Origin of the sequence: Bacillus sp. BF2-3, assembly GCF_008368795.1 — a bacterium.
GTDB classification, from domain to species: domain Bacteria; phylum Bacillota; class Bacilli; order Bacillales; family Bacillaceae_G; genus Bacillus_A; species Bacillus_A cereus.
The window spans coordinates 105,003-129,136 of record NZ_QOSA01000025.1 but is presented as its reverse complement, the minus strand read 5'-3'; the positions used below and the strand labels follow the sequence as shown (position 1 = coordinate 129,136).

The window sequence follows — 24,134 nt, the reverse complement described above, 5'->3', positions numbered from 1 at the left end:
TCTTCTTCCGTTACTTCTTCTGTCCCTTCTCTTTTCTGCTTTGCTAATGCTGCCGCTTTTGCTTTTGCGGCTGCTGCTGCACGTCGTTTTGCTTCTTCTATAGTAATATCATCATTTTTTGGTAGCGCTTTCTCTTTTTCTTGATCTTCCTCCTCAAGTTCACTTATTTCCGCCTCGTGTTTCGCTACAAGGCGTTTTCTCGCTTCTTCTTTCGCACGCCTAGCTGCTTCTTTTTTTAGATCCTCTAAATCTTTATTTGGATTACTCATTTATTCGTCACCTGCTTTCCGGTCTTTGCCTCGTAACGAATTTTCTCTTTTAATTTATTAATTCCATAGATTAAAGCAGCTGGATTTGGGGGACAACCAGGAATATACACATCAACTGGTACGATTTGGTCTACACCTTTCACAACAGCATATGAATTTACATACGGACCACCTGCTGTCGCACAAGATCCCATCGCAATAACCCATTTCGGTTCGGGCATTTGATCATATAAACGCCGAACAATAGGAGCCATCTTCTTCGTTACTGTTCCCGATACAATCATGACGTCTGATTGCCTTGGTGAAGTTCGAAAAAATGACCCAAATCGATCTAAATCGTAATGTGATGAGCCTACCCCCATCATTTCAATTGCACAGCATGCCAGTCCGAATGTCATCGGCCATAAAGAGTTGCTCCTCGCCCATCCTTTCAACTGTTCCAATGTAGAAAAAAAGATATTTCGTTCTAATTCTGCTCGCTCATTTGGATGTAATTCCTCAAAATTTATAACCATTGTAACACCTTCTTTTTCCAAGCATACGCTAATCCAACTAGCAACATTACAACAAAGATGAGCATTTCAATTAATGCAAATAAACCTAGCTTGTCATACGCAACAGCCCAAGGATATAAAAATAAAGTTTCTACATCAAAGATCACAAACAATAAAGCGAAAATATAATAACGAGCATGAAACCGAATATTTGCATCATGAAAAGGCTCAATTCCACTCTCATACGTCGTCGCCTTTGCTGCACTTGGTTTATTTGGGCGCAGCATCCTTCCTAATGTAAGAGCCACTACCGGCAGCAATATACCTAATAGCAAGAAAATCAAAACGATCATATAACTATTTTCATATACACTTGCCATTGTGAAACCCTCCCCCCTAAATTAAGAACAAGTTCACATAGTAAACAATATGTCCTAGTTGCAGTAATTATTATTTTTAAATTTTTCTAAATAATGCAACTATTCTAATCATTATAGCAAACTTCAAATTCCTATGTCGATATGTTGGGAGACAGAAACAAGAATTATTAAAATCTATCTTTACAACTTGCTATAATTGTGCAAAATAAATATAAAACTTATATATGCTTTTCAAGAAACCGTAGGTGATATAAATGAAAAAACAAACACATGTAAGTATTCTTATAAGCATTGTATTGCTGTCTATAACGCTTCACTATGTAGCAATGCCTTTTGTATATGAATACTCATTTCCTTTTCAGCTATTAATCGGAACGAGCACCCTATTAATTGATATTATCGCTTGTAGTTATATACTTTATTTTTCAAACATGAAAGAAGGGCTATCTCGTTTATTTTGGATCATATTATCTGTTGGAGCTCTCTCTTATTTTATCGGTGATATAGTCGTTGCCTATCAGCGTTTAGTTGTAAAGGACTTCTATACGTTCGTTGATCCATCTGACTTTTTTTACTTACTTTTTTTAGTTAGCTTTACGTTTGCCTTTCTATACGAAATCATTTATAACCGAGATTTATTAGAAAAACTTTTTATGCTATGTGATATTTGTATTATCGTTACAGCCCAATTTACTTTAAGTTACTACTTACTTATTGAACGAACTATTCATATCTTTACAACATCCTATATCGACATATTTGTTCAACTTACCTATCCAATGGCTGATTTACTCTTTCTCTTAATAGGAATCAACCTTTTATTCAAACCACTATCCTTATTACCTAAAAAGGTCGGTGCACTTCTTGGCAGTGCTTTAATTTTATATGCTACTACAGATGCGATTTATGCTTATATAAAATACTTCATACCAGAGTATTCTATGTTTACAGTTACGCCTTTCTATCAAGTAACCTTAGTACTAGTAGCAATCGCCTGTATTCTCCATACAAAAAAGCCTGAAAAACAAGAACAAGTACTACTAACACCTAAAATTGGCGAATCAATCCGATTATCATTACCGTATATTTCTGTAGTAATGCTTATTGTTTTTATATTAGTTGAATACGTTTTTGCGCCTATTATAGTAATCGGACTTATAATAACTTTTTCTTTCGTTCTCATACGTCATAGTTTAGTTCGAAAACAAAATAAAATATTATTGATCGCTCAAATGCAATTCAACTCAGAACTCGAGAAACAAATTAAACTACGTACAGAAGATTTAGTAGAACAGAAAAATGAACTCTATCATAATCAACAAATGTTTAAATCTTTATACGAGCATCATCCAGATCCAATTTTCACATTAGATTTGTACGGTAATTTTCTCAAAGTAAATAACGCTGGTACTACTTTACTCGGTTATCAAACGAATGAATTATTAAACCAGCCTTACTATTCACTCATATACGAAGAAGATTTAGAAGAAATGATTAACGCCTTTCATCGCGTGAAAAAGGGATATTCGATTTCTTTAGAAATACGGGCTTACCATAAAAACAGAGATATTTACTACTTGCACGTTACCGCCGTACCGATCTTTTTAAAGGAGAAAATTTCTGGGGTTTATTTAATGATTAAAGATATTACGGAAAGCAAACAACAACAAGAACAAATCAACTTCCTAGCATACCATGATACTTTAACAGAGCTTGCAAATCGTCGTGCATTTCATCAACATTTAGAACAGGCAATTGCGCGAGCAAAAATATCGAAAAAGCCTTTTGCTGTTATGTTTCTCGACCTAGACCGTTTTAAAGTTATTAATGATACCCTCGGTCATCGAGTAGGAGACCTATTGCTCATCGCAGTAGCAAAAAGGCTCGAAAGAATAGCAACATCAAATATGAAACTCGCGCGGCTAGCTGGGGATGAGTTCACAATCCTTATCGAGAATTACAAAAAAAAGCCAGATGTCCAAAAAATAGCTGATAGGATTGTAGCGGCCATGAATGAGCCATTTGAAATCGAAAATCAACATTTACAAATCTCACCGAGCATCGGAATTGCAATATATCCTGAAGCAGGTGAAGATGCGCTATCCATTTTGCAGCATGCTGATATGGCCATGTACGAAGCAAAGAATAAAGGAAAAAACGGTAGCTCTCTTTACACGAAAGAACTATATAAAAAAATGGAACGAAAAGCTCGAATTGAAAAAGATTTGCCAATCGCTTTAGTAAACAAAGAATTTTATCTCGTTTATCAACCACAAATTGATACGACAACAAATAAAATTATCGGTGCTGAAGCTTTAATACGATGGAAACACCCGCTATTAGGTGACATTTCACCATGTGAGTTTATTCCAATTGTAGAAGAGACGCCACAAGTAGTCCCACTTGGACATTGGGTATTACAAGAAGCTTGTCTCCAATTAAAAATATGGCATACCTTTGGCTACCAAAATTTAAAAATAAGTGTTAATTTATCCGCAAAAGAATTCCGGCAAGATCAATTAATCGAAAACATTTCACAAATATTAAACGACGTGCAAGTCGACCCAAAATATGTAACCCTTGAGTTAACAGAAAGAATTGCAATGATTGACGAGAAAGAAACGTTATTGAGACTGAAGCAATTAAAAGAGTACGGTATCCAAACTTCCATTGATGACTTCGGTACTGGGTATTCTTCTCTTGCTTATTTATCAATTTTTCCAATCGACACATTAAAAGTACCGAGAGAATTTACACAATTAGCTGATCATCGTCCTGAAGAACGAGCCATCGTTTCTACAATACTTTCCCTCGCAAATACTTTAAATCTTTCAGTCGTTGCCGAAGGAATTGAAACCGAAAAACAGCTTAAGTTTCTGCAAAAACATAACTGTAAATATATGCAAGGTTACTATTTCAGTAAACCACTTACTAGTAATCAATTTATAAAATTTCTACAAAAAACCCCCAGTATGAACAAATAATTCATACTGGGGGTTTTATAGTGCTAAATTTTTTTCTCATAATATTCTTCTGCAATCTCTTCGTAAAAAGCTGCAGATGTCGTATAGAAATATGGAATTAACCATAAGAATCCAATCCCTAACGTAATACAACTTAATATAAACCAGCCAATAAAACTTAAACATAAAATGAAATACTCCATCTTATGTCCATCCATCATACGACGACTTTCTGTAATAGCTTGGTTCAGTGAATACTCAGGATGATCGTTTATAATAAAGTATGTCATCGCATAAGAAAATGATTTAATAATACCTGGAATAATGAACAATAACGTCCATAAGAAAAGATAAAGATTTACTAATAAATATAATAAAAATGATTTTAGAAATCTCTTTCCCTCTGAAAACCAAATGAATACATTACCAATACTAGCTTGCTTTTCACGAAGGATATTTAAACCAAGGTAATATCCACCTAAAGTTAACGGTCCAGTTACAAAAAATGAAAGAATATTCGTTGAAAGTGAACCATTTGTTTTTTGCCAACCGAAAATTAAAGAAAATCCCCAATCAACACTAAAACTAAAAGCCGTGATAAGAATTGAAATGAGTAGTGTAGCTCCAACAGCTAATCCCCATTTCCCTTCTAATGAATCTAGTGCTTCTCCTTTTAAATCACTAATCATGCGTAGCCTCGCCTCCTATACACAATAATTCTATTAGTATAGCATGTTCCTATTGAAATTCACCTTTTGAAATGTAGCGATAAAAGTGTGCTGTCGTCGTACTCATATACGGACTAAGCCAAAGAAATCCTATTCCAAAAGTAAGCAGCGCTAAAATAGCCCATCCTATGAAGCTCAGCCATAAAAGAAACAAATCTAACTTATGACCCTTCATAAGATTCTTACTTTCCTTCATCGCCTGCGAAACACTATATTCTGGATTTTCAATCATCACATAGTACGTCAGTGCATAAGAAAAATACATCACAATCATACCAACTATTGAAATTGCTAATAGTACGAAGAAAGCTATTGCAAATGACGTATTCCCTTCTTCACCTAACAATGCAAATAAGCCTATTAACAGCATCGGAATCCATGTACCTGTATATAACAAAATCGCAAGCATTGCCCACATTGTTTTCATCATTCTTTTAAAGCCACGAAATCCTTCGAATAAGTAATCTACTTTAGCATCTTCTCGTTTACTAATCTGTAAAAATACATTTGTATAACCATATGACGTAATCCCATACGATGCGTTACTCAAAATTATCATAATGCAATAAAAAATTCCAAAGGTAATACCTGCTCCAATTGACATCGTTTCCTCTTCAAATGATCCAGTTAAGCTTACAACTGAGAGAAATATAATAATTCCTGGAATTAATAGTATAAGCATTGCAGCCAGCGAAACAACATAACTTAAAATAAAATATAAAATTGTTGATCCAACACCTAGTCCCCATTTTCCCTTTAAAGAGTACAATGCTTCTCGCTTCATTTCACCAATCATTGATCCATCCCCTTTATGAAATATAAATTGTTGTACACTTCTACTTATACAAGCATCAATATAATTATACCAGTTTTGTAAAATTATCCATAAAACACACAAAAAAAAAATCCGTAAAGGCAAAGCCCTTACGGATTTTTTTACTTCATATCGGAAACGTTCAAACGGTTCACAGCACGTTGTAATGCCATTTCTGCACGTTTAAAGTCAACATGTGCTTGTTTATCTTGCAGACGTTGCTCAGCGCGACGCTTCGCTTCATTTGCACGATGGATATCGATATGGTTTGCTTCTTCAGCAGATGATGATAATACAGTCACTTTATCTGGACGAACTTCGATAAAGCCACCGCTTACTGCTACATAATCAGTGTGTCCACCATTTTTCAGACGAACTGCACTAATTTTTAATGGTGCAACAGTTGGAATGTGACCTGGTAAGATCCCCATTTCCCCACTCTCTGCTTTTACACTTACCATTTCTACTTCTTTTTCGTAAACCGGTCCATCAGGAGTTACAATACTGACTGGAAATGTCTTCATACTTCGTCCCTCCTAAGGCCTTACGCCATCATTTTCTTCGCGTTTTCAATAACTTCTTCAATGCCACCTACTAAGCGGAATGCATCTTCTGGAAGGTCATCATATTTTCCTTCTAGAATTTCTTTGAAACCACTAACTGTATTCTTTACAGGTACGTAAGAACCTTTTTGACCTGTAAACTGCTCAGCTACGTGGAAGTTTTGAGATAAGAAGAATTGAATACGACGAGCACGATGTACAACTAACTTATCTTCTTCAGATAACTCATCCATACCTAAGATAGCGATGATATCTTGAAGCTCTTTATAACGTTGTAAAGTTTGCTGTACTTGACGAGCTACTTCATAATGCTCTTCTCCTACGATTTCTGGAGAAAGTGCACGAGATGTAGATGCTAATGGATCTACGGCTGGGTAAATACCCATTTGCGTTAAACGACGCTCTAAGTTTGTTGTTGCATCTAAGTGAGCGAACGTTGTAGCTGGTGCTGGGTCAGTATAGTCATCGGCTGGTACATATACCGCTTGGATAGACGTGATAGACCCTTTATTTGTAGATGTAATACGCTCTTGTAATTGACCCATTTCTGTTGCAAGTGTTGGTTGGTAACCTACCGCAGATGGCATACGACCAAGAAGGGCAGATACTTCAGAACCCGCTTGCGTGAAACGGAAGATGTTATCGATGAACAGAAGTACGTCTTGTCCTTGCTCATCACGGAAATGCTCAGCCATTGTTAAACCTGTTAATGCAACACGTTGACGTGCTCCAGGTGGCTCGTTCATTTGTCCGAATACCATCGCAGTTTTCTTGATTACGCCAGAATCGCTCATTTCATGGTATAAGTCATTACCCTCACGAGTACGCTCACCTACACCAGCGAATACAGAGATACCACCGTGCTCTTGTGCGATGTTATTGATTAACTCCTGAATTAATACTGTTTTACCTACGCCGGCACCACCGAATAGGCCGATCTTACCACCCTTAATGTAAGGAGCAAGTAAGTCTACTACTTTAATACCAGTTTCAAGAATTTCTACTTTAGTAGATAATTCTTCGAATGCAGGTGCTTGACGGTGAATTGGATCACGGTGTACATCCGCAGGAAGTTCACCATCTAAGTCAATTGCATCACCTAATACGTTGAATACACGTCCAAGTGTTGCATCACCAACTGGTACAGAGATTGCTTTACCAGTATCTTCTACTTCTGTGCCACGAACAAGTCCATCTGTGGAAGACATCGCAACTGTACGAACTGTATCATCACCTAAATGAAGTGCAACTTCAAATGTTAAGTTCATGCTTCCGTTTTCGTTGCTTTGTTTTACCGTAAGGGCATTGTAGATTTCTGGTAGCTTTCCGCCATCAAACTTAACGTCTACAACCGGACCCATGATTTGCGTAACGCGCCCTTTATTCATCGGGTTCCCTCCTAGCTTTCTTTTAATTAGCTACCTCTATCAGAGAAGTTAGCTTTTAATTTTTTATTAGTTTAGCTTACGCGACTCTCCTGAAAGAGCCGCTTCCGCTTTTTATTGAATCCAGCTCCAGCGGTTAGAATGTTCGGTGGCTTCGCTTTTTCCTACGAGGCACAAATCGCCTCTACGTCAAAAGGCTCCATCCCCCTCTCATTCTGAACGAACCGCTTCCGCTTTTTAATACTATTCTAACGCTGCTGCTCCACCAACGATTTCCGTAATTTCTTGCGTAATCGCTGCCTGACGCGCACGGTTGAATGAAAGTGTAAGTGAATCGATAACTTCCATTGCGTTGTCTGTAGCACTCTTCATTGCTGTCATACGCGCTGCGTGCTCACTTGCTTTACCGTCTAGTAATGCACCGTACACTAAGCTTTCTGCGTATTGTGGCAATAATACTTTTAAAATTTCTTCTTCAGAAGGTTCGAATTCATAAGCTGTCGTCGGTTTGTCAGACGCCACATCAGTAAGCGGTAAAATTTTATTTTCCGTTACCTCTTGTGAAATTTTACTTACGTAATGGTTGTAGTAAATGTACAGCTCATCATAAGCACCATCTGCGAACATCGCAATTGCTCGAGAAGCAAGGTCTTTAATATCAGTAAATGATGGGTGGTCAGATAATCCAACTACTTCATCAATAATGTTAAAGCCGCGACGTTTTAAATAATCACGTCCTAGTCGTCCAAGCACAATAATAGAATATTGGTTTGAATCCATATTATGACGTTCACGAATTACGTTACTTACTGTACGTAATACGTTACTGTTATAACCACCTGCTAGTCCGCGATCAGACGTAATAACGATGTATCCTGTACGCTTTACAGGACGCGCATTTAGCATTGGATGATTAATCCCTTTGCTTCCTTGCGCAATGCTCGCTACTACTTCTTGAATCTTTTCCATATACGGAACGAAAGATTTAGCATTTTGCTCTGCACGGTTTAACTTAGATGCAGATACCATCTCCATCGCTTTCGTAATTTGACTCGTTTTCTTTGTCGAGTTAATCTTCGCTTTTATATCGCGTAAAGATGCCACAGGTTTTCACCACCTTTTTTCCGGAAGTTGGCACGATTAGTAAGAATCCTCTTCCTAATCTACGTTGCAAGATATTCTTGCTCATGATTGAAGGAAAAGAATAGGTGCACCTACTCTTTTCCTTTACATGACCTTTAGCAATCTCAGAGCCCGAGATGCCTTTTATATATACTATCTAGCTCCAGCGGCTTGAACGAGCCGCTGGAGCTTTTATTATTCAGAAGCTACGAATACTTTTTTAAATCCATTGATTGCTGCTGCAAATTTGTCGTCATCCGCAAGTTTCTTAGTTGTGCGGATTTCTTCTAATAAGTCAGTCGCATTAGAATCTAACCAAGCATGGAATTCTTCTTCAAAACGAGTGATATCTACTACTGGGATATCATCTAGGAATCCACGTGTTAAAGCGTAAAGAATGATAACTTGTTTCTCTACACGTAACGGTTTGTGTAATCCTTGTTTTAATACCTCAACAGTACGAGCACCACGGTTTAATTTCGCTTGAGTTGCTTTATCAAGGTCAGAACCGAACTGAGCGAACGCTTCTAACTCACGGTAAGATGCAAGGTCAAGACGAAGTGTACCTGATACTTTACTCATTGCTTTAATCTGAGCAGATCCACCTACACGAGATACAGAAGTACCCGCATCGATCGCTGGACGTACGCCAGAGAAGAATAGGTCAGATTGTAAGAAGATTTGTCCATCCGTAATAGAAATTACGTTTGTTGGGATGTATGCTGATACGTCCCCTGCTTGTGTTTCGATGAAAGGTAGTGCAGTTAAAGAACCGCCGCCTTTTGCATCACTTAATTTTGCTGCACGCTCTAATAAGCGAGAATGTAAGTAGAATACATCCCCTGGGTAAGCTTCACGACCTGGAGGACGACGTAATAGTAATGACAGCTCACGGTAAGCCGCTGCTTGTTTTGATAAGTCATCATATACTACTAATACGTGTTTACCATTGTACATGAACTCTTCACCCATTGTTACACCAGCATAAGGAGCTAGATATAATAATGGAGCTGGCTGAGAAGCAGATGCAGTTACAACGATTGTGTATTCTAATGCACCGTGCTTACGTAGTGTTTCTACTACGTTACGTACAGTTGATTCTTTTTGTCCAATTGCTACGTAGATACAAATCATGTCTTCATCTTTTTGGTTAATGATTGTATCAAGTGCAACTGCTGTTTTACCAGTTTGACGGTCACCAATGATTAACTCACGTTGACCACGGCCAATTGGTACAAGAGCATCGATCGCTTTAATACCTGTTTGAAGTGGCTCATGAACAGATTTACGATCCATTACACCTGGTGCTGGACTTTCGATTGGACGAGTGTTTGTTGTATTGATTGGGCCTAAACCATCAACTGGTTGACCTAATGGGTTTACAACACGACCAATTAGTTCTTTTCCTACTGGTACTTGCATGATGCGACCAGTACGACGAACTTCGTCACCTTCACGGATTTCTGTGTAAGGTCCTAAAATGATAATACCTACGTTGTTTTCCTCTAAGTTTTGTGCTAGTCCCATAACGCCGTTAGAGAACTCTACAAGTTCACCAGCCATAACGTTATCAAGACCATGAGCACGCGCGATACCGTCACCAACTTGGATAACTGTACCAACATCACTAACTTCGATTTCAGACTGATAGTTCTCGATTTGTTGCTTTATCAGTGCGCTAATTTCTTCAGCTCTGATGCTCATGTGCTTCACCCCTATCTATTCTTCATTAATTCACGCTGAATACGTGCTAATTTTCCTTGTAAACTTCCGTCATAAATGCGATTTCCAATACGTACTTTAATTCCGCCTAGTAAATCTTCATCTACAACATTTTTCACGCGAATTGCATCTTTTCCCGTTCTCTTTGCAAATGCTTCAGCAATGTTAAGCTTCTCTTCTTCTGATAGAAGACGAGTAGAATATACAGTTGCATCCGCTACGTTACGTTCTTCATTAGCAAGAACAACATATTCATCTGCAATTTCAGGTAAGATATCAATGCGTTTGTTATCAATTAAAATATATAACGTATTTAAAATAGATTCAGAAACAGATCCGAATACGTTTGCAAGAAACGTTTTCTTTTGTTCCTTTGAAATGTTCGGTTGCGTTAAAAAGCTATGTAGTTCTCCGTTCTTTACATAAACGTTTTGTACAAGGCGTAATTCCTCTTCAAACATTTCTAATACGTGTTTTTCTTTTGCAATTTTAAAAAGAGCGACAGCATAACGTTTTGCTACAATCCCATTGCTCATCGCGCTTCTCCTACTTCTTTAATATAATCGCGAATTAACTTCACTTGATCTTCTTCTTTTAATTCTTTTTCAATTACTTTAGAAGCAATTTGAACAGATAAAGAAGCGACTTGTTCTTGTAAAGCAGCAATTGCTTGCTCTTTTTCGCGTTGAATTTCTTGTACAGCAGATGCTTTAATTGATTCTGCTTCTTCTTTCGCAGCAGCAACAATAACATCCTTTTGATCTACAGCTTGCTTTTTCGCTCTTTCGATTAACTCTTGTGCTTCAACACGCGATTGTTTTAACATCTCACGTTGTTCTTCTACTAATTTCTTCGCTTCAGCATTATTTCTTTCTGCAGCGTCGATTTCATTAGCAACGTGCTCTTCACGTTCTTTCATAATTCCCATTAAAGGACCCCACGCAAATTTGCGTAGCATTACTAATAGAAGTAAGAAAATGAACAATGTATAAGCAATCGTTCCAAATGGAATGGAAGCTCCTAATAATAAAGTTGGCACAAGGATTCACTCCCTTCAAAATATCTAAATTGATCATATGAAAAAAAAAGACATACGTTTCGTTCATAAAGCAATGGCGAAGAAAGTTCGGAAAAACACTCTTCGCCATCTATGTAAGGGGAGTCTCCCTTATTTGTTCATTACGATGAATGCAATAACTACACCGATGATTGGAAGTGCCTCAACTAAAGCAACCCCGATGAACATAATTGTTTGAAGTGCGCCTTTTAATTCTGGTTGACGAGCAACACCTTCGATTGTACGTGATACGATAAGACCGTTACCAATACCTGCACCTAATGCTGATAAACCAATTGCAATTGCAGCTGCGATTACACCTAAACTCATTTAATTTGTCCTCCTTTGTATTATAAAAAAATAAATTTTTTCTTACTTAAATTATATTAATGGTCATGGCTTACTTTATGAGCCATATAAACCATCGTTAACATAACGAAAATAAATGCTTGGATTGATCCAACGAATACACTGAATCCCATCCATGCTAACATTGGTACAAGCGCACCTAATGCCCCAAGGACTGATGCTCCGCCCAACTTAGCAAGTAATCCTAATAAGATCTCACCTGCATAAATGTTACCAAATAAACGAAGACCTAACGTTAATGTGTTAGCAAACTCCTCAATAACCTTTAATGGGAATAAGAATTTCATAGGTTGGAAATAACCTTTTACGTACTCTTTCGTACCCTTCATCTTAATTCCATAATAATGGGTGAGGGTAACTACCATCACGGCTAATGTTAATGTAACTGCTGGATCAGACGTTGGTGATCTCCACCATGCAATATGTTCGCCAGCTTCAGTTGCTGAATACATGAATGGTAAACCAAGGAAGTTCGATACGATGATAAACATGATAAGCGTAACGCCAAGCGTTAAGAAACGTCCACCTGTTTTCCAGTCCATCGTACTATTGATAATCCCTTTCACGAAGTCAAACACCCATTCCATGAAGTTTTGCATCCCGGTTGGGCGAAGAGCTAAGCTGCGAGTTCCGATAACAGCGATTAAGAAAACAATAACTGCTGCTACAGTAACCATCATAACTGATGACAAATCGAACGTTAAACCTAGAAATTCAACTAATTTACCGTGTTCCACTAGTAATTCACCTCTCTTCCCTGCTCTTATACTCTAAATAAAGAAAATCTATGATCATGACAAGGTATCCTGTCAGCAATCCTACACCTAGGCCCCACATCGCGATTAACTCTTGATATTTGGCTGCAAATAAAATTAATAACCCAATCGTGGCGAATCTTGAATATGTACTTACCGCTGTTGCCTTGAACTTCACGTTTTCTCCATTTGTTACGCGATCTAGCAGCTTGTCTGTTCTACGTGCAATGATGCGCAAACTAAGAAAACTGAAAATCGTACCGATAATCAGTCCAAGAAATACATCCTTGTAAGAGGTAAATCCCCATCCTAGCACTAGAAGCGCAAGCAAGTAGTACATATATTTCTTTTGTCTTTGGACAAGTCCATGTACGTCTATCATCATTGCTCTCCCGAATAGTAATGTCGAATGAGTCGAATCATTGCGTATATCCCTGTTCCTAGTCCGAGTAATAACCCTATAATAAGAAACAACGGAAACGTTCCAACCTTATTATCAATCCACTGCCCACCAAAAATTCCAACAAGAATAGAACCGACTAATTGAGCAAGAATACCTGACATTAAAGCATAAGCTTTTATATGGCTGCGATCGTTTTTTTGCAAGGATTCATCCCTCCAATATGTAACCCTCATTCACGATGTGTTAATAATAACTCATTTTTTTGCATAAATCCTATACAAAACAAAAAGTTTACATTTTCGTCACGGAATAGATGTAATTTTGTCACTGAAAGCCCTACCATCTATCCCCGTTGTTAGCATACAATAGGGTATTAACAGTGTCAACGAGAAATCGTAAAAAATCTAAAAATTTGAGTATTAGGCATTTCCTCCCAAAAATGAAAACGTTCCCCTTCTAAATACTGGTTACATATATGCAATTTCTAACAGTTTTCTCTTTATAATAGAAGGAAATGTTCACAAGTTTGTCACTATTATATTTTCGAGATATAACGCTTTTCTTCCATAATATAGTGTTCCTCAGACGTAAGACTTCTATATTATATGTGAGGTGTATGCAACTTATGTTGTATATACGATGTATATTTATCCTCTCCCCCTCCCCTACTTGCTTACAGCAAAAAAGACGAGCTGGGGAATCTCCCCTGCTCGTCAGTTGTCTTACTTCGTTCCGAATAAACGGTCACCAGCATCACCAAGACCTGGTACTACATATCCGTGGTCATTTAATTTCTCATCTAATGCTGCTACATAAATATCAACATCAGGATGTTCTTCTTGTACTACTTTTACCCCTTCTGGAGCTGCAACGATACACATTAATTTAATTTGTTTCGCACCGCGCTTTTTCAGAGAGTTAATTGCTTCAGCCGCAGAACCACCTGTTGCTAGCATCGGATCTAGTACGATAAAGTCACGCTCTTCTACATCCGTTGGAAGTTTCACATAGTATTCTACCGGTTGCAATGTTTTAGGGTCACGGTATAAACCAACGTGTCCTACTTTTGCTGCTGGAATTAATTTCAGAATTCCATCAACCATTCCTAAACCTGCACGTAAAATCGGAATTAAACCAAGTTTTTTACCAGCGATCACTTTTGTTGTCGCTTTGCTTACAGGTGTTTCAATTTCAATGTCCTTAAGTGGAAGGTCGCGAGTAATTTCGAAAGCCATTAAGCTTGCTACTTCGTCCACTAATTCACGAAAATCTTTCGTACCTGTATTCTTATCGCGAATATATGTAATCTTATGTTGAATTAACGGGTGATCAAATACATACAGTTTTCCCATGTGAATCTCTCCTTTAGATGATATTCATGCGTTTGCACGCTTTTTTACACTATTTACGATTGTAAAGAAAACGCTACTAATATTCAAGGGCAAATTTGGCAAAATCATGATTTTACAATGAATCTATCTAGTATCTTTACCAATTATGGGAGCTGTATCCTTCATTATATCGCCAAAATTTATTCATCATTTGTATACATACTTTAAAAATAATATATGTCCAAAAAAAAGACCGACAAAACAATTAAGTCTCGGCAGTCTTCTTCAATCTATTATAGATTTGGATACATTGGGAATTTGCTAGTTAACGCTTCTACACGCTTACGTGCTTCTTCTAATGCAGCTTCATTTTCATGATTTTTTAATGTATAAGCAATAAGTGACGCAATTTCATCCATTTCTTCTAAACCAAAACCACGAGATGTTACAGCTGCTGTACCGATACGTACACCACTTGTTACAAATGGGCTTGCTGTTTCAAATGGAATTGTATTTTTGTTCACTGTAATACCAACTTCATCTAATACGTGCTCTGCTACTTTACCTGTGATTTCTAAGTTACGAACATCAATCAAGATTAAGTGATTGTCTGTTCCGCCAGAAACAAGTGTAAGTCCTTCTTTTTGAAGACCTTCAGCTAAGCGGTTCGCATTGTTAATGATATTTTGTGCATATGTTTTGAAATCATCTTGAAGTGCTTCACCAAATGCAACAGCTTTTGCAGCGATTACGTGCATAAGTGGACCACCTTGAATACCAGGGAAGATTGATTTATCAATTTGTTTTGCAAATTGCTCTTCACATAAAATCATACCACCACGCGGACCACGTAACGTTTTATGTGTTGTCGTTGTAACGAAATGTGCATGTGGTACTGGATTTGGATGTAAACCAGCAGCTACTAAACCTGCGATATGTGCCATATCAACCATTAAATAAGCGCCCACTTCATCTGCAATCTCACGGAATCGCTTGAAATCGATAACACGAGGGTATGCACTTGCACCTGCAACGATTAATTTTGGTTTATGTTCTTTCGCTTTTGCTAATACATCATCGTAATTAATACGGTGAGAGTCAGCATCCACGCCATATTCTACGAAATTATATTGTACTCCACTGAAGTTAACAGGGCTTCCGTGTGTTAAGTGACCACCATGAGATAAGTTCATACCAAGTACTGTATCGCCTTGCTCTAAAATCGTGAAGTATACTGCCATGTTCGCTTGTGCACCAGAGTGTGGTTGAACATTTACGTGCTCTGCGCCGAAAATTTCTTTCACGCGATCACGTGCGATATCTTCTACTACGTCTACGTGTTCACAGCCACCATAGTAACGTTTTCCAGGATATCCTTCAGCATACTTATTCGTTAAAACAGAACCTTGTGCCTCCATTACTGCTTCACTTACGAAGTTTTCCGAAGCAATTAACTCAATCTTTGAACGCTGTCTTCCTAGTTCTGCCTCAATTGCAGCAAATACCTTTTCATCTTGACGTTTTAAATGATCCACCAAAATCCCCCTTTTCTGAACGAATTACATCGATTCCCAACAGTTTTTTCTTATTTATTCAGAAAAAACGAAAATTCAGGTTGTAATTCTTTCGAACCTTCATGTTTTCAACTACATTCTAACATGACTTTCTATATCATAAAAGAAAAAAAAGACCGAAAATCGGTCTTTTCTTTCTTCTATTATAAAGTCAGACAACATACCTTTTATCTTATGATAAACAGGTACTATATGACTTCCTAATTTCTCATATTTAACGGCAAGTGGTAGTCTCTTCCACTGCCGCATAGACAGCACGTGCTCCACCAATTAGTTTTCCACGTGTTTTGGCCATCGTTACATGCGCACTTCCAATTTCCTTCACACTTGTACGAACCGGAACAGCTACATGCTTTAAATGCATACCGATAAATGTATCACCAATATCCATTCCTGCATCAGCTTTAATAAACTCAACTACTACCGGATCTTTCAAATTGTGATACGCATATGTCCCCAATGCACCACCTGCTGATCTAACAGGCGTAACTGTTACAATTTCAAATTGATATTTTATCGCTACTTCTCTCTCAACCACTAAAGCACGGTTTAAATGCTCACAACATTGAAACGCTAATTCAATACCTGTTTGCTCTTGAAATTGTTTTAACTCAGAGAAAATCGCCTCTGCTACTTCCATCGTTCCTGATGTTCCAATTCTTTCGCCTAGCACTTCGCTCGTGCTACAACCCACTACAAAAACTTGACCGCTTTGTAATGAAGCTTGTTCTTGGAAATCAGAAAGCGACATTTGTAGCTGTTCTCTTACCTTTACGATTTCTGTCATTACGCCTCTTCCTTTCACAGGTTGGTTCACCAAATTATATTTCACACTACTGATAGTTAGAATCTATTACTTTGTTTCGTATGTTTTAATTTTTCCTACGCGGTTTTCGTGACGACCACCTTCATAATCAGTTGTTAACCAAATTTTCGCGATATCACGTGCTAGACCAGCACCAATTACACGCTCGCCCATTGCTAGCATGTTAGTGTCATTATGCTCTCTCGTCGCTTTCGCGCTGAAAGTATCATGAACTAACGCACAACGGATACCATTTACTTTGTTTGCTGCGATTGACATACCAATGCCTGTCCCACAAACTAAAATACCACGATCTACTTCACCATTCGCTACCATTTCAGCTGCTGGAAACGCAAAGTCAGGGTAATCAACAGAACCAGCTTCACATTCACAACCTAAATCAATATATTCAATATTTAACTCTTCTAATAAACTTACAAGTTCTTTGCGGATATTCATACCGCCGTGATCAGATGCTATTACTACTTTCATTTTTACCCCTCCAAAGTTTCAATCAATTATCTTCATTTCACACTCGCTACCTCATATAGGAAGAAGTGATCTCCAATATCGTATTATACACGAAACATCAACCTACTGAATGTTTTTTCAGTAAAGTTTGTACAAGTTTTTCCATCTCATCTAACGTTTCTTTATAAATAGAAAGCGAGCCTCCAAATGGATCTGAAATGTCCTTGCCTATACCTTCAGCTAATCCATATAACGTATTTAATTTCTTTTCAACGCTCGGATAATGCCCAAGTACAATTTGCTTATGGTTTTCTGTCATCGTTACGACAATATCAGCCCAATCAAGCAAAGTTTCATTTACTTGCTGCGCCGCATGATCAATTGAAATTCCTTTTTCAGCTAAAGCTTCCTTCGCATGTACCGATGCATCGCTCCCAGGATAGGCGAAAACACCAGCAGATTGCACTTCAAACTTATCTCCTCCGTGATGACGAAGCAACGCCTCAGCCATTGGACTACGACATGTATTGCCAGTACAAACAAATAACACTCGTTTCATTCAAACCCACCCCTATATTCGATTTCTTATCATTCATCATAACTTACATTAGAATAGAACAAAAGAAATGTGAATATACAAAAGGCGCATTTCTCTTATATTTTTTCTAAGAAAAATGCGCCTTATCCACATATATGTGAAACCCTATTTCCAAGTGCCTAGAGTATTTTAACATACATACTGAACACGCAACAAAAATAAGGAATCCATTTCATACGAAACGGATTCCTCTTATATTGCAATTATTTCATTGTAACTTTCATTACTTCTGTTGAACCTTTTGTAGCTGCTACGCCTACAGTTGTCTTAATAGACTCAGCTGCATCTGTGTTTGTAATAACAATTGGAGTAATTGTGCTTTTCGCTTTTTCACGGATTAATTCTAAGTCGAATGAGATTAATTTATCTCCAGCTTTCACAGCTTGGCCTTCAGAAACGTGAGCTTCGAAACCTTCACCTTCCATTTTTACAGTTTCTAATCCAACGTGGATTAAAATTTCTGTACCGTTTTTCGCTTTAATTCCGATAGCATGTTTTGTGTGGAATAATTGTACGATTTCACCATCAACTGGAGATACAACTACACCTTCAGTAGGATCAATTGCAACACCGTCACCCATCATACGACCAGCAAATACTGGATCTGGTACTTCTTCAATATTTTTCACTGCTCCAGTTAATGGAGCTACGATTGTTTCTTCATTTGTTTTTGAACCAAGACCGAATAATTTTTTAAACATAGGATAGTCCTCCTTATAATTTACCTAAAAGTTTATAGGGCAATCCCTAGTAAAACTCGGGATACATGTAAGACTTCATACTTCGAATATTATACTGTAAAAACGCTTTCGAAATAAATTATGTCATTACTAATAGACTCTTATTGTAGCGCTTCACAAAATTCCAGTCAATTCTGATTGTCTGAATAACAATTAGAAGTTAACTTCTATTTATATTTTCTCTTTTTTTGCCTAACTTGTCTAGAGGTCTTTACTACATTTTATTTTTTGTTGTTAATTTGTAAAATTTAATTCAAACTTTTTTCAAAATCCACTTGACTAAAGTAAGCAACTATTTTATCATTACTTACGTAAGGTAAGTTAATAACTTTTGGGAGGTTTTTTAAAAATGATGGATTTCGGTCTACTTATTATTCGTCTTATTATAGGAATTACATTCATGGGTCATGGCGCTCAAAAATTATTTGGTTGGTTCGGCGGTTACGGTTTAAAAGGAACAGGTGGCTGGATGGAGTCAATCGGTTTACGTCCTGGTGTATTTATGGCATTTATGGCTGGCGCAACTGAATTACTAGGTGGTTTCTTATTTGCATCAGGTATTTTCATTGTAGTTGGTTCATTATTTATCGTTGGAACAATGTTAATGGCTATCTTCACTGTTCACGGAAAAAATGGTTACTGGGTAACACAAAACGGATATGAATATAACTTAATGTTAATCGCTGTCGCTGTTGGTGTAGCTTTAATCGGACCTGGCGCATACGTTTTACTTTAATTTTTATCTCAAATTTGAGATTCTCGAAAAAGAACTTACTTCATTACAATTGAAGTAAGTTCTTTTTATGAAACAAAATATTATTTCCAGCAGGATTTTCTCATCGTTATCTTGTAAACAAACAATAAGTATTCATATTTAGAAAGGGGATTACAAGCATGTTATCCATTAATCCAAATGAACAAACTGAAAAAGATAATTACAAATTACTTACTGGAAGTATCATCCCTCGCCCTGTCGCATTCGTTACTTCTGTAACAAAAGAAGGTGTACTAAACGGAGCACCATATAGTTATTTCAATATTGTCGCTGCTAATCCACCACTTATCTCAGTATCTGTACAACGAAAAGCAGGAGAAAGAAAGGACACTTCCCGAAACGCAATTGAAAAAGGAGAATTTGTCGTACATATTTCTGACGAATCATATGTAGCAGCAATTAACGAAACAGCAGCTAACCTCCCGCCAAATGAAAGTGAAATTGAACTAGCAAAACTAACACCAATCGAAAGTGAAGTCATCTCTGTTCCAGGTGTAAAAGAAGCAAATATTCGAATGGAATGCGTATTAGAACGTGCAATTCCACTTGGCGGAACGGAAGACTCACCAGCTTGTGATCTACTAATTGGACGCGTCGTTCGTTTCCACGTTGCCGAACATCTATATGAAAAAGGGCGCATTCACGCCGAAGGACTCAAACCAATAAGCCGCCTAGCAGGACACAACTATGCAAAATTAGGAGAACAATTTGAATTAGTTAGGCCAATCTAAAAGCGGAAGCGGCTCGTTCAGAATGGGAGGAGGATGGAGCTTCTGACGTAGAGGCGCTTTTTGCCTCACAGGAAGACGCGAAGCCACCGACCATTCTAGCCGCTGAAGCTGGATAATATCTAAAAGTGGAAGCGGCTCGCTCAGAATCGCAGGGCACTTCAAGCTCTCGACCTTGAAGCGCTTTTTGCTTCATGCGAGAGAGCGAAATGACCGGAGATTCTAGCCGCTGAAGCTGGATAACATCTAAAAGCGGAGGCAGCTAGATTCCTCCCATCACTCAAATATAAAATCCCCTGCTTTTTAGCAGGGGATTTTATCATTGTAATTCTTCCTTCTTTTCCTCTAAAGTAGGCATTTTCTCTTTTTTCGGCTTCCCTAGCTTAATTACGAAGAAGTATAGGGAAAGCAATGTAATAAGAAAAACAATTAAAAACGGGTACGGAGAGTAAAAGGCACGCGCCGCCTCAGTCTTTCCCGCAACAAATTTCAATGACTCAATATCTAAAAACTCAGCAAACATTTGTACACCGAGCATACTAAACCAAAAAACAAAAAAACTAATAATAATACCAAAAACTTGCTTCAATCTCGTCATTCATCTCATCCTTTCTATATCTGTAATTTTTAGCGTAATAAATATAGTACAAACAAAATATTCACAGAAAGGAACTATCTCACCATTCACGAATTAACTTAATCCAACCTAACATCGAAATTTGCAAAATAATACCCCAAATTATAAGTCTTCTTAGCCATCGAGGAAAGAAGGTTAAAAATTTAACATACCATTCCAATAGCTTGTTCATAATTCCCTCCTACATAAAATTATATAGGAAAAAGGATATATAATCCAAACCCAACCAAAATGATACCACCTACTATCTCACCGTATGTACCGAGCATATCTTTCGCATGTCTCCCAATTAATAAACCAATCCACGCTAATAACATGCTAACAAATCCAAAAAGTAAAATCGTAATAATTGTCTGTGCCCCATAAATACCAAGACTAAGCCCTACTGAGAAACTATCTATACTGACGCCAAATGCAAATACGAATAAACTAATTCCAATAGGGGCAGTTCTAGTCTCTTCATTTTGTAAAATGGTCGAATATACGATATAAAACCCTAGTCCGATTAATAAAATAGCACCCGCAAAATGTGCGATATCTCCATATTTCTCTGATAAAAAACGACCTAGTACCATTCCTATAAACGGCATAATAATATGAAATATCCCTATCGTCATACCAATATACAGGATTTGTCTTAACTTTAGGGGCATCATCCCCATACCAAGACTCACCGAGAACGCATCCATCCCTAAGGCGAATGCCATAATTATTAAAGGTATTAGCTGTTCAAACGTCATTCATGCCCCTCCTTGGACGTGCTACTTCACAATATGCTTATCCAAGGAGAAATATTCTGTTTGCTAATCTTATCTTATCATTCAATAATAATATGATGTCCTGCCGCTTTTGTTAAACGATTCATAATTGCATTCCCTATTCCTTCATTAGGGAATGACTCACTAAAAATAACATCCACTTCACTTGCATCAAATGTTCTAAGTACATCATATAATTTAGTCGCAACGCTAGCTAAGTCACTTCTAACACCACAAGATAATATAACATCTGCACTATATACATGCTGATACTCTTCTGTCGTTAATACGCCTACTTTAAATCCTTCTTTCTTTTTCTCATCCACAAGATGCTGAATAAACTCACGTGAGCCCTCGACAATACTAAGTGGTGCTTTCGGCGCATAATGTGTGTATTTCATTCCAGGCGATTTCGGTTTTTCCTTCTCATCCTTTAAAGCTGGATCTAAAGAAACAGTACCTATCACCGCTTCTAATTGTTCTTTCGTAATCCCACCTGGACGTAATATTGTTGGAACCGTGCTTGTACAATCAATTACAGTTGATTCAACGCCTACTCCAGTTGCACCACCATCAACAATACCTGCAATCTTCCCATTCAAATCTTCATATACGTGAGAAGCTAATGTTGGACTTGGACGCCCTGAACGATTCGCACTTGGTGCCGCAACAGGTACATTCGCCTCTTCAATAAGAGCAAGTGCAATTGGATGATCAGGCATTCTTACTCCAACCGTATTAAGTCCTGCCGTCACCTTCTCTGAAATTCCTTCTTTTCTCGGCAAAATAATTGTTAATGGTCCTGGCCAAAAATGTGCCATTAACTTTTCTGCAACTGGTGGAATTTCTTTCACAATCCCATCTAACTGAGATTTTGTACCTATGTGGACAATGAGTGGATTATCACTCGGTCTTCCTTTCGCTTCGAAAATTTTCGCGATTGCTTCATCATCCATCGCGTTTGCCCCTAACCCATATACTGTTTCCGTAGGGAAAGCAACCGCCTCATTTTCTCTTAATAATTTTGCTGCTTCTTGTAACTGTGGATAATATTTTTTTCTTTCCACAACATTATCCACAACCCACATATTTGTATGCATTTTTTTCCACGTCCTTTTCTAGCCTTAAATACTTGTCTATTTTTAGTTTACTATGAGATTTATCCAAAAGACAAACAAGGTTTATCCACAAAATGTGGATAAACCTAATTAATCCGTGGATAACTTTGTGAATAGCTGACAATTTAGTATTATTGCATTCTGCTCTTTTATATTTTTACAAAAATGTTCTAGCTGTTGAATTCCCTCTGGAACCTCATCCTTTTCTATAGTAAAAAAGTCAAAGAACTGAAAGATCGGTACAGATTGTGGATGATTTGTTAGTAAGTACAATTGTTGAACACTTTTTTCTTTCATATACTGCAAAAACATTTCAAAAAAATATAAGAAAGTCTGTTTATCCACATGAGGTGTGAATAAACAAGAACGAATAAGTACATCTTCCCCACTTTGTTCATAACCAATTACAGCTCGTATTTCTTCCGCCTCTTCCAAAATCATAAATTGTGCGTACAACTCATTTATTTTATCATCTTTTTTATTAGCTTGTCCGAAAAAAGAATGTAATCTTTCCACATCTGCTTTCGTAGCAAAATACACTTTCTTCATAATAAATCCCTCCTCATTTTTATATATGAGGAGGGATTTATTAATAGTACTATTTAGAGAATAAAGATGTAAAAGCTTCTACAATAAACAATTTAACTTCTGGCTTTTCTTCTTCCTCTTCTACTTTTACATACTCATTTTGCTTTTCTTGTTTTTTCTCCACAGATTTCTCCACTTTTTCCACATTTTTCGTTTCTTCTTTACTTACAGGCTGCTCTTCGACTTTTGTTTCATTTTTCACTACTTTCTTTTCAGAAGCTGTTACTTTTTTTACTGCTTCCCGCTTTACAACTTTCGTTTCTTTTACCTCATCCTCTTTTTTCTCTTCTAAATTTACTACTTCTTCATTATCTATTTGTTTTACTTGCTCCTCTTCAGGAGATTCAGCCTTCACAACATGTTCTTCTTTCCTTACAGCTGTACCACTTGAAAAATCTAAGAAACACATCGGTGGAAATAATACACACCACCAGTTTGCCCCTTCACCTTCCCCAATTGTAATTAAGACTGCTTCATATTCCCCTGCCGGATAAATAAAATTCCCATATACCTTTGTAGGAAACTTTACATTCTTACTAAATTTCACTTGAAATGATTCTTTACTTCCTTCTCTTTTTAACGTATTTTCCACCGTTTTCTCGATTTCTGGAATATGACTTTGAATTACTTTGCGCGCCTCTTCAAATGAAGTTAAATCCGCTACCCATCCATCAATTTGTGCTTTTACTTCATCACGCACTTTACGCTTTAATGCCTGGTCTTTATCTGAATCACTATTTGCTAAAATTCGTAATCGAACGGCCTCTTTCGGAATAACTGAAGGCCCTTTCGCATCAGCTTTCATATATCCAAACTGCACAAGTAACTGTGCACCAATTAATAGTATAAGAAGATAAGCAATAACTTGTTTTTTCATTTCCTCCACCGTCCCTTCTACAAACAGTGTGGACAGACTTTCATCTTTCTAAACTATTAAATTCAAAATCTATATGAATTTTTCCACAAAAAAATAGAGTAAGGTGTGAA

30 protein-coding genes and 1 pseudogene are annotated in these 24,134 nt (G+C 37.3%); 3 read left to right on the top strand and 28 right to left on the bottom strand.

Translation table 11 applies throughout. The annotated features are described in order from the left end of the window. From DN401_RS19985 to nuoA, 3 genes and pseudogenes are all read right to left on the bottom strand, one after another. Positions 1–269 (bottom strand): annotated as a pseudogene (locus DN401_RS19985) (NADH-quinone oxidoreductase subunit C); the annotation flags it as partial. Further along, a complete protein-coding gene (nuoB, locus tag DN401_RS19980; RefSeq protein WP_000236331.1) occupies positions 266–784 on the bottom strand; it encodes an NADH-quinone oxidoreductase subunit NuoB in 519 nt (172 codons plus the stop codon). The gene nuoB and the pseudogene DN401_RS19985, both read right to left, overlap by 4 nt. After that, a complete protein-coding gene (nuoA, locus tag DN401_RS19975; protein WP_000179273.1) occupies positions 775–1,143 on the bottom strand; it encodes an NADH-quinone oxidoreductase subunit NuoA in 369 nt (122 codons plus the stop codon). Before nuoA ends, nuoB begins: the two co-directional genes overlap by 10 nt. A 254-nt stretch (positions 1,144–1,397) precedes the next feature. On the opposite strand from nuoA, the gene DN401_RS19970 reads away from it, so the two are divergent. Then, entirely contained in the window at positions 1,398–4,127 is a 2,730-nt protein-coding gene (locus DN401_RS19970) for an EAL domain-containing protein (RefSeq protein WP_000745012.1), read from the top strand. A gap of 23 nt (positions 4,128–4,150) precedes the next feature. Here DN401_RS19970 and DN401_RS19965 read toward each other — a convergent pair whose 3' ends face one another. The 19 genes from DN401_RS19965 to DN401_RS19875 form a co-directional block, all read right to left on the bottom strand. Next, positions 4,151–4,795: a DUF975 family protein gene (locus DN401_RS19965; protein WP_000622462.1), complete on the bottom strand. Its 645-nt coding sequence runs from the start codon at positions 4,793–4,795 to the stop codon at positions 4,151–4,153. Positions 4,796–4,844: 49 nt separating this feature from the next. Then, the gene (locus DN401_RS19960) at positions 4,845–5,630 is read right to left on the bottom strand and encodes a DUF975 family protein (RefSeq protein ID WP_000578820.1); all 786 of its coding nucleotides are present in this window, start codon (positions 5,628–5,630) and stop codon (positions 4,845–4,847) included. A gap of 140 nt (positions 5,631–5,770) precedes the next feature. Beyond that, positions 5,771–6,172 carry a F0F1 ATP synthase subunit epsilon gene (gene atpC, locus DN401_RS19955; protein WP_000847211.1) on the bottom strand — a complete coding sequence of 134 codons (402 nt, stop codon included), beginning with the start codon at positions 6,170–6,172 and terminating at the stop codon, positions 5,771–5,773. 20 nt (positions 6,173–6,192) lie between these two features. Beyond that, positions 6,193–7,599: a F0F1 ATP synthase subunit beta gene (gene atpD, locus DN401_RS19950; RefSeq protein WP_001032595.1), complete on the bottom strand. Its 1,407-nt coding sequence runs from the start codon at positions 7,597–7,599 to the stop codon at positions 6,193–6,195. Positions 7,600–7,839: 240 nt separating this feature from the next. Then, on the bottom strand, positions 7,840–8,700 hold the full coding sequence (gene atpG, locus DN401_RS19945; RefSeq protein ID WP_000157696.1) for a F0F1 ATP synthase subunit gamma: 861 nt from the start codon (positions 8,698–8,700) through the stop codon (positions 7,840–7,842). Positions 8,701–8,913: 213 nt separating this feature from the next. Then, positions 8,914–10,422, bottom strand: a complete 1,509-nt coding sequence (atpA, locus tag DN401_RS19940) for a F0F1 ATP synthase subunit alpha (protein ID WP_000027518.1) — start codon at positions 10,420–10,422, stop codon at positions 8,914–8,916. A gap of 11 nt (positions 10,423–10,433) precedes the next feature. Then, positions 10,434–10,976, bottom strand: a complete 543-nt coding sequence (gene atpH / locus DN401_RS19935; protein ID WP_000064683.1) for a F0F1 ATP synthase subunit delta — start codon at positions 10,974–10,976, stop codon at positions 10,434–10,436. Then, complete coding sequence (gene atpF / locus DN401_RS19930) at positions 10,973–11,479, bottom strand: F0F1 ATP synthase subunit B (protein WP_001142624.1); 507 nt, start codon at positions 11,477–11,479, stop codon at positions 10,973–10,975. The genes atpH and atpF overlap by 4 nt, the downstream gene beginning before the upstream one ends. 129 nt (positions 11,480–11,608) lie before the next feature. Then, a complete protein-coding gene (gene atpE / locus DN401_RS19925; protein WP_000052064.1) occupies positions 11,609–11,827 on the bottom strand; it encodes a F0F1 ATP synthase subunit C in 219 nt (72 codons plus the stop codon). Between the two features lie 56 nt (positions 11,828–11,883). Then, positions 11,884–12,603: a F0F1 ATP synthase subunit A gene (gene atpB, locus DN401_RS19920; protein ID WP_000399871.1), complete on the bottom strand. Its 720-nt coding sequence runs from the start codon at positions 12,601–12,603 to the stop codon at positions 11,884–11,886. Positions 12,604–12,610: 7 nt separating this feature from the next. Continuing rightward, on the bottom strand, positions 12,611–13,003 hold the full coding sequence (locus DN401_RS19915) for an ATP synthase subunit I (protein ID WP_000567600.1): 393 nt from the start codon (positions 13,001–13,003) through the stop codon (positions 12,611–12,613). Beyond that, on the bottom strand, positions 13,003–13,227 hold the full coding sequence (locus tag DN401_RS19910; protein WP_001171222.1) for an AtpZ/AtpI family protein: 225 nt from the start codon (positions 13,225–13,227) through the stop codon (positions 13,003–13,005). The genes DN401_RS19915 and DN401_RS19910 overlap by 1 nt, the downstream gene beginning before the upstream one ends. Positions 13,228–13,253: 26 nt before the next feature. After that, on the bottom strand, positions 13,254–13,367 hold the full coding sequence (locus DN401_RS19905) for a DUF4024 domain-containing protein (RefSeq protein WP_000232962.1): 114 nt from the start codon (positions 13,365–13,367) through the stop codon (positions 13,254–13,256). A gap of 379 nt (positions 13,368–13,746) precedes the next feature. Continuing rightward, positions 13,747–14,376 carry a uracil phosphoribosyltransferase gene (gene upp / locus DN401_RS19900; RefSeq protein ID WP_000517539.1) on the bottom strand — a complete coding sequence of 210 codons (630 nt, stop codon included), beginning with the start codon at positions 14,374–14,376 and terminating at the stop codon, positions 13,747–13,749. Positions 14,377–14,648: 272 nt separating this feature from the next. Next, positions 14,649–15,890 (bottom strand): serine hydroxymethyltransferase, encoded by a 1,242-nt coding sequence (gene glyA / locus DN401_RS19895; RefSeq protein ID WP_000349805.1) that lies wholly within the window; start codon positions 15,888–15,890, stop codon positions 14,649–14,651. A 253-nt stretch (positions 15,891–16,143) separates the two neighbouring features. Further along, positions 16,144–16,716, bottom strand: a complete 573-nt coding sequence (locus DN401_RS19890) for a TIGR01440 family protein (protein ID WP_000136386.1) — start codon at positions 16,714–16,716, stop codon at positions 16,144–16,146. Between the two features lie 66 nt (positions 16,717–16,782). Further along, complete coding sequence (gene rpiB, locus DN401_RS19885; protein ID WP_000869542.1) at positions 16,783–17,226, bottom strand: ribose 5-phosphate isomerase B; 444 nt, start codon at positions 17,224–17,226, stop codon at positions 16,783–16,785. Positions 17,227–17,323: 97 nt separating this feature from the next. Further along, the gene (locus DN401_RS19880; protein ID WP_000832371.1) at positions 17,324–17,764 is read right to left on the bottom strand and encodes a low molecular weight protein arginine phosphatase; all 441 of its coding nucleotides are present in this window, start codon (positions 17,762–17,764) and stop codon (positions 17,324–17,326) included. Between the two features lie 242 nt (positions 17,765–18,006). Next, a complete protein-coding gene (locus tag DN401_RS19875; protein ID WP_000473665.1) occupies positions 18,007–18,504 on the bottom strand; it encodes a PTS sugar transporter subunit IIA in 498 nt (165 codons plus the stop codon). A 388-nt stretch (positions 18,505–18,892) separates the two neighbouring features. Between DN401_RS19875 and DN401_RS19870 the strand changes: the two genes are divergently transcribed. Both DN401_RS19870 and DN401_RS19865 read left to right on the top strand, forming a co-directional pair. After that, on the top strand, positions 18,893–19,279 hold the full coding sequence (locus DN401_RS19870) for a DoxX family protein (RefSeq protein ID WP_000968616.1): 387 nt from the start codon (positions 18,893–18,895) through the stop codon (positions 19,277–19,279). Between the two features lie 158 nt (positions 19,280–19,437). Continuing rightward, the gene (locus DN401_RS19865) at positions 19,438–20,049 is read left to right on the top strand and encodes a flavin reductase family protein (protein WP_000949054.1); all 612 of its coding nucleotides are present in this window, start codon (positions 19,438–19,440) and stop codon (positions 20,047–20,049) included. Between the two features lie 316 nt (positions 20,050–20,365). On the opposite strand, the gene DN401_RS19860 is transcribed toward DN401_RS19865, so the two are convergent. The 6 genes from DN401_RS19860 to spoIIR all read right to left on the bottom strand — a co-directional run bounded on the left by DN401_RS19860 (position 20,366) and on the right by spoIIR (position 24,024). Further along, positions 20,366–20,644: a DUF3935 domain-containing protein gene (locus tag DN401_RS19860; RefSeq protein WP_000197472.1), complete on the bottom strand. Its 279-nt coding sequence runs from the start codon at positions 20,642–20,644 to the stop codon at positions 20,366–20,368. Between the two features lie 79 nt (positions 20,645–20,723). Continuing rightward, positions 20,724–20,855 carry a hypothetical protein gene (locus tag DN401_RS30260; RefSeq protein ID WP_001037634.1) on the bottom strand — a complete coding sequence of 44 codons (132 nt, stop codon included), beginning with the start codon at positions 20,853–20,855 and terminating at the stop codon, positions 20,724–20,726. 19 nt (positions 20,856–20,874) lie between these two features. Next, positions 20,875–21,423 (bottom strand): manganese efflux pump MntP, encoded by a 549-nt coding sequence (locus DN401_RS19855; RefSeq protein WP_000142475.1) that lies wholly within the window; start codon positions 21,421–21,423, stop codon positions 20,875–20,877. A 77-nt stretch (positions 21,424–21,500) separates the two neighbouring features. Next, a complete protein-coding gene (locus DN401_RS19850) occupies positions 21,501–22,541 on the bottom strand; it encodes an L-threonylcarbamoyladenylate synthase (RefSeq protein WP_000557353.1) in 1,041 nt (346 codons plus the stop codon). A 108-nt stretch (positions 22,542–22,649) separates the two neighbouring features. Next, the gene (locus DN401_RS19845) at positions 22,650–23,108 is read right to left on the bottom strand and encodes a GNAT family N-acetyltransferase (RefSeq protein ID WP_000758437.1); all 459 of its coding nucleotides are present in this window, start codon (positions 23,106–23,108) and stop codon (positions 22,650–22,652) included. A 49-nt stretch (positions 23,109–23,157) separates the two neighbouring features. Beyond that, complete coding sequence (gene spoIIR / locus DN401_RS19840) at positions 23,158–24,024, bottom strand: stage II sporulation protein R (protein ID WP_002184088.1); 867 nt, start codon at positions 24,022–24,024, stop codon at positions 23,158–23,160. Between the last annotated feature and the right edge of the window lie 110 nt (positions 24,025–24,134).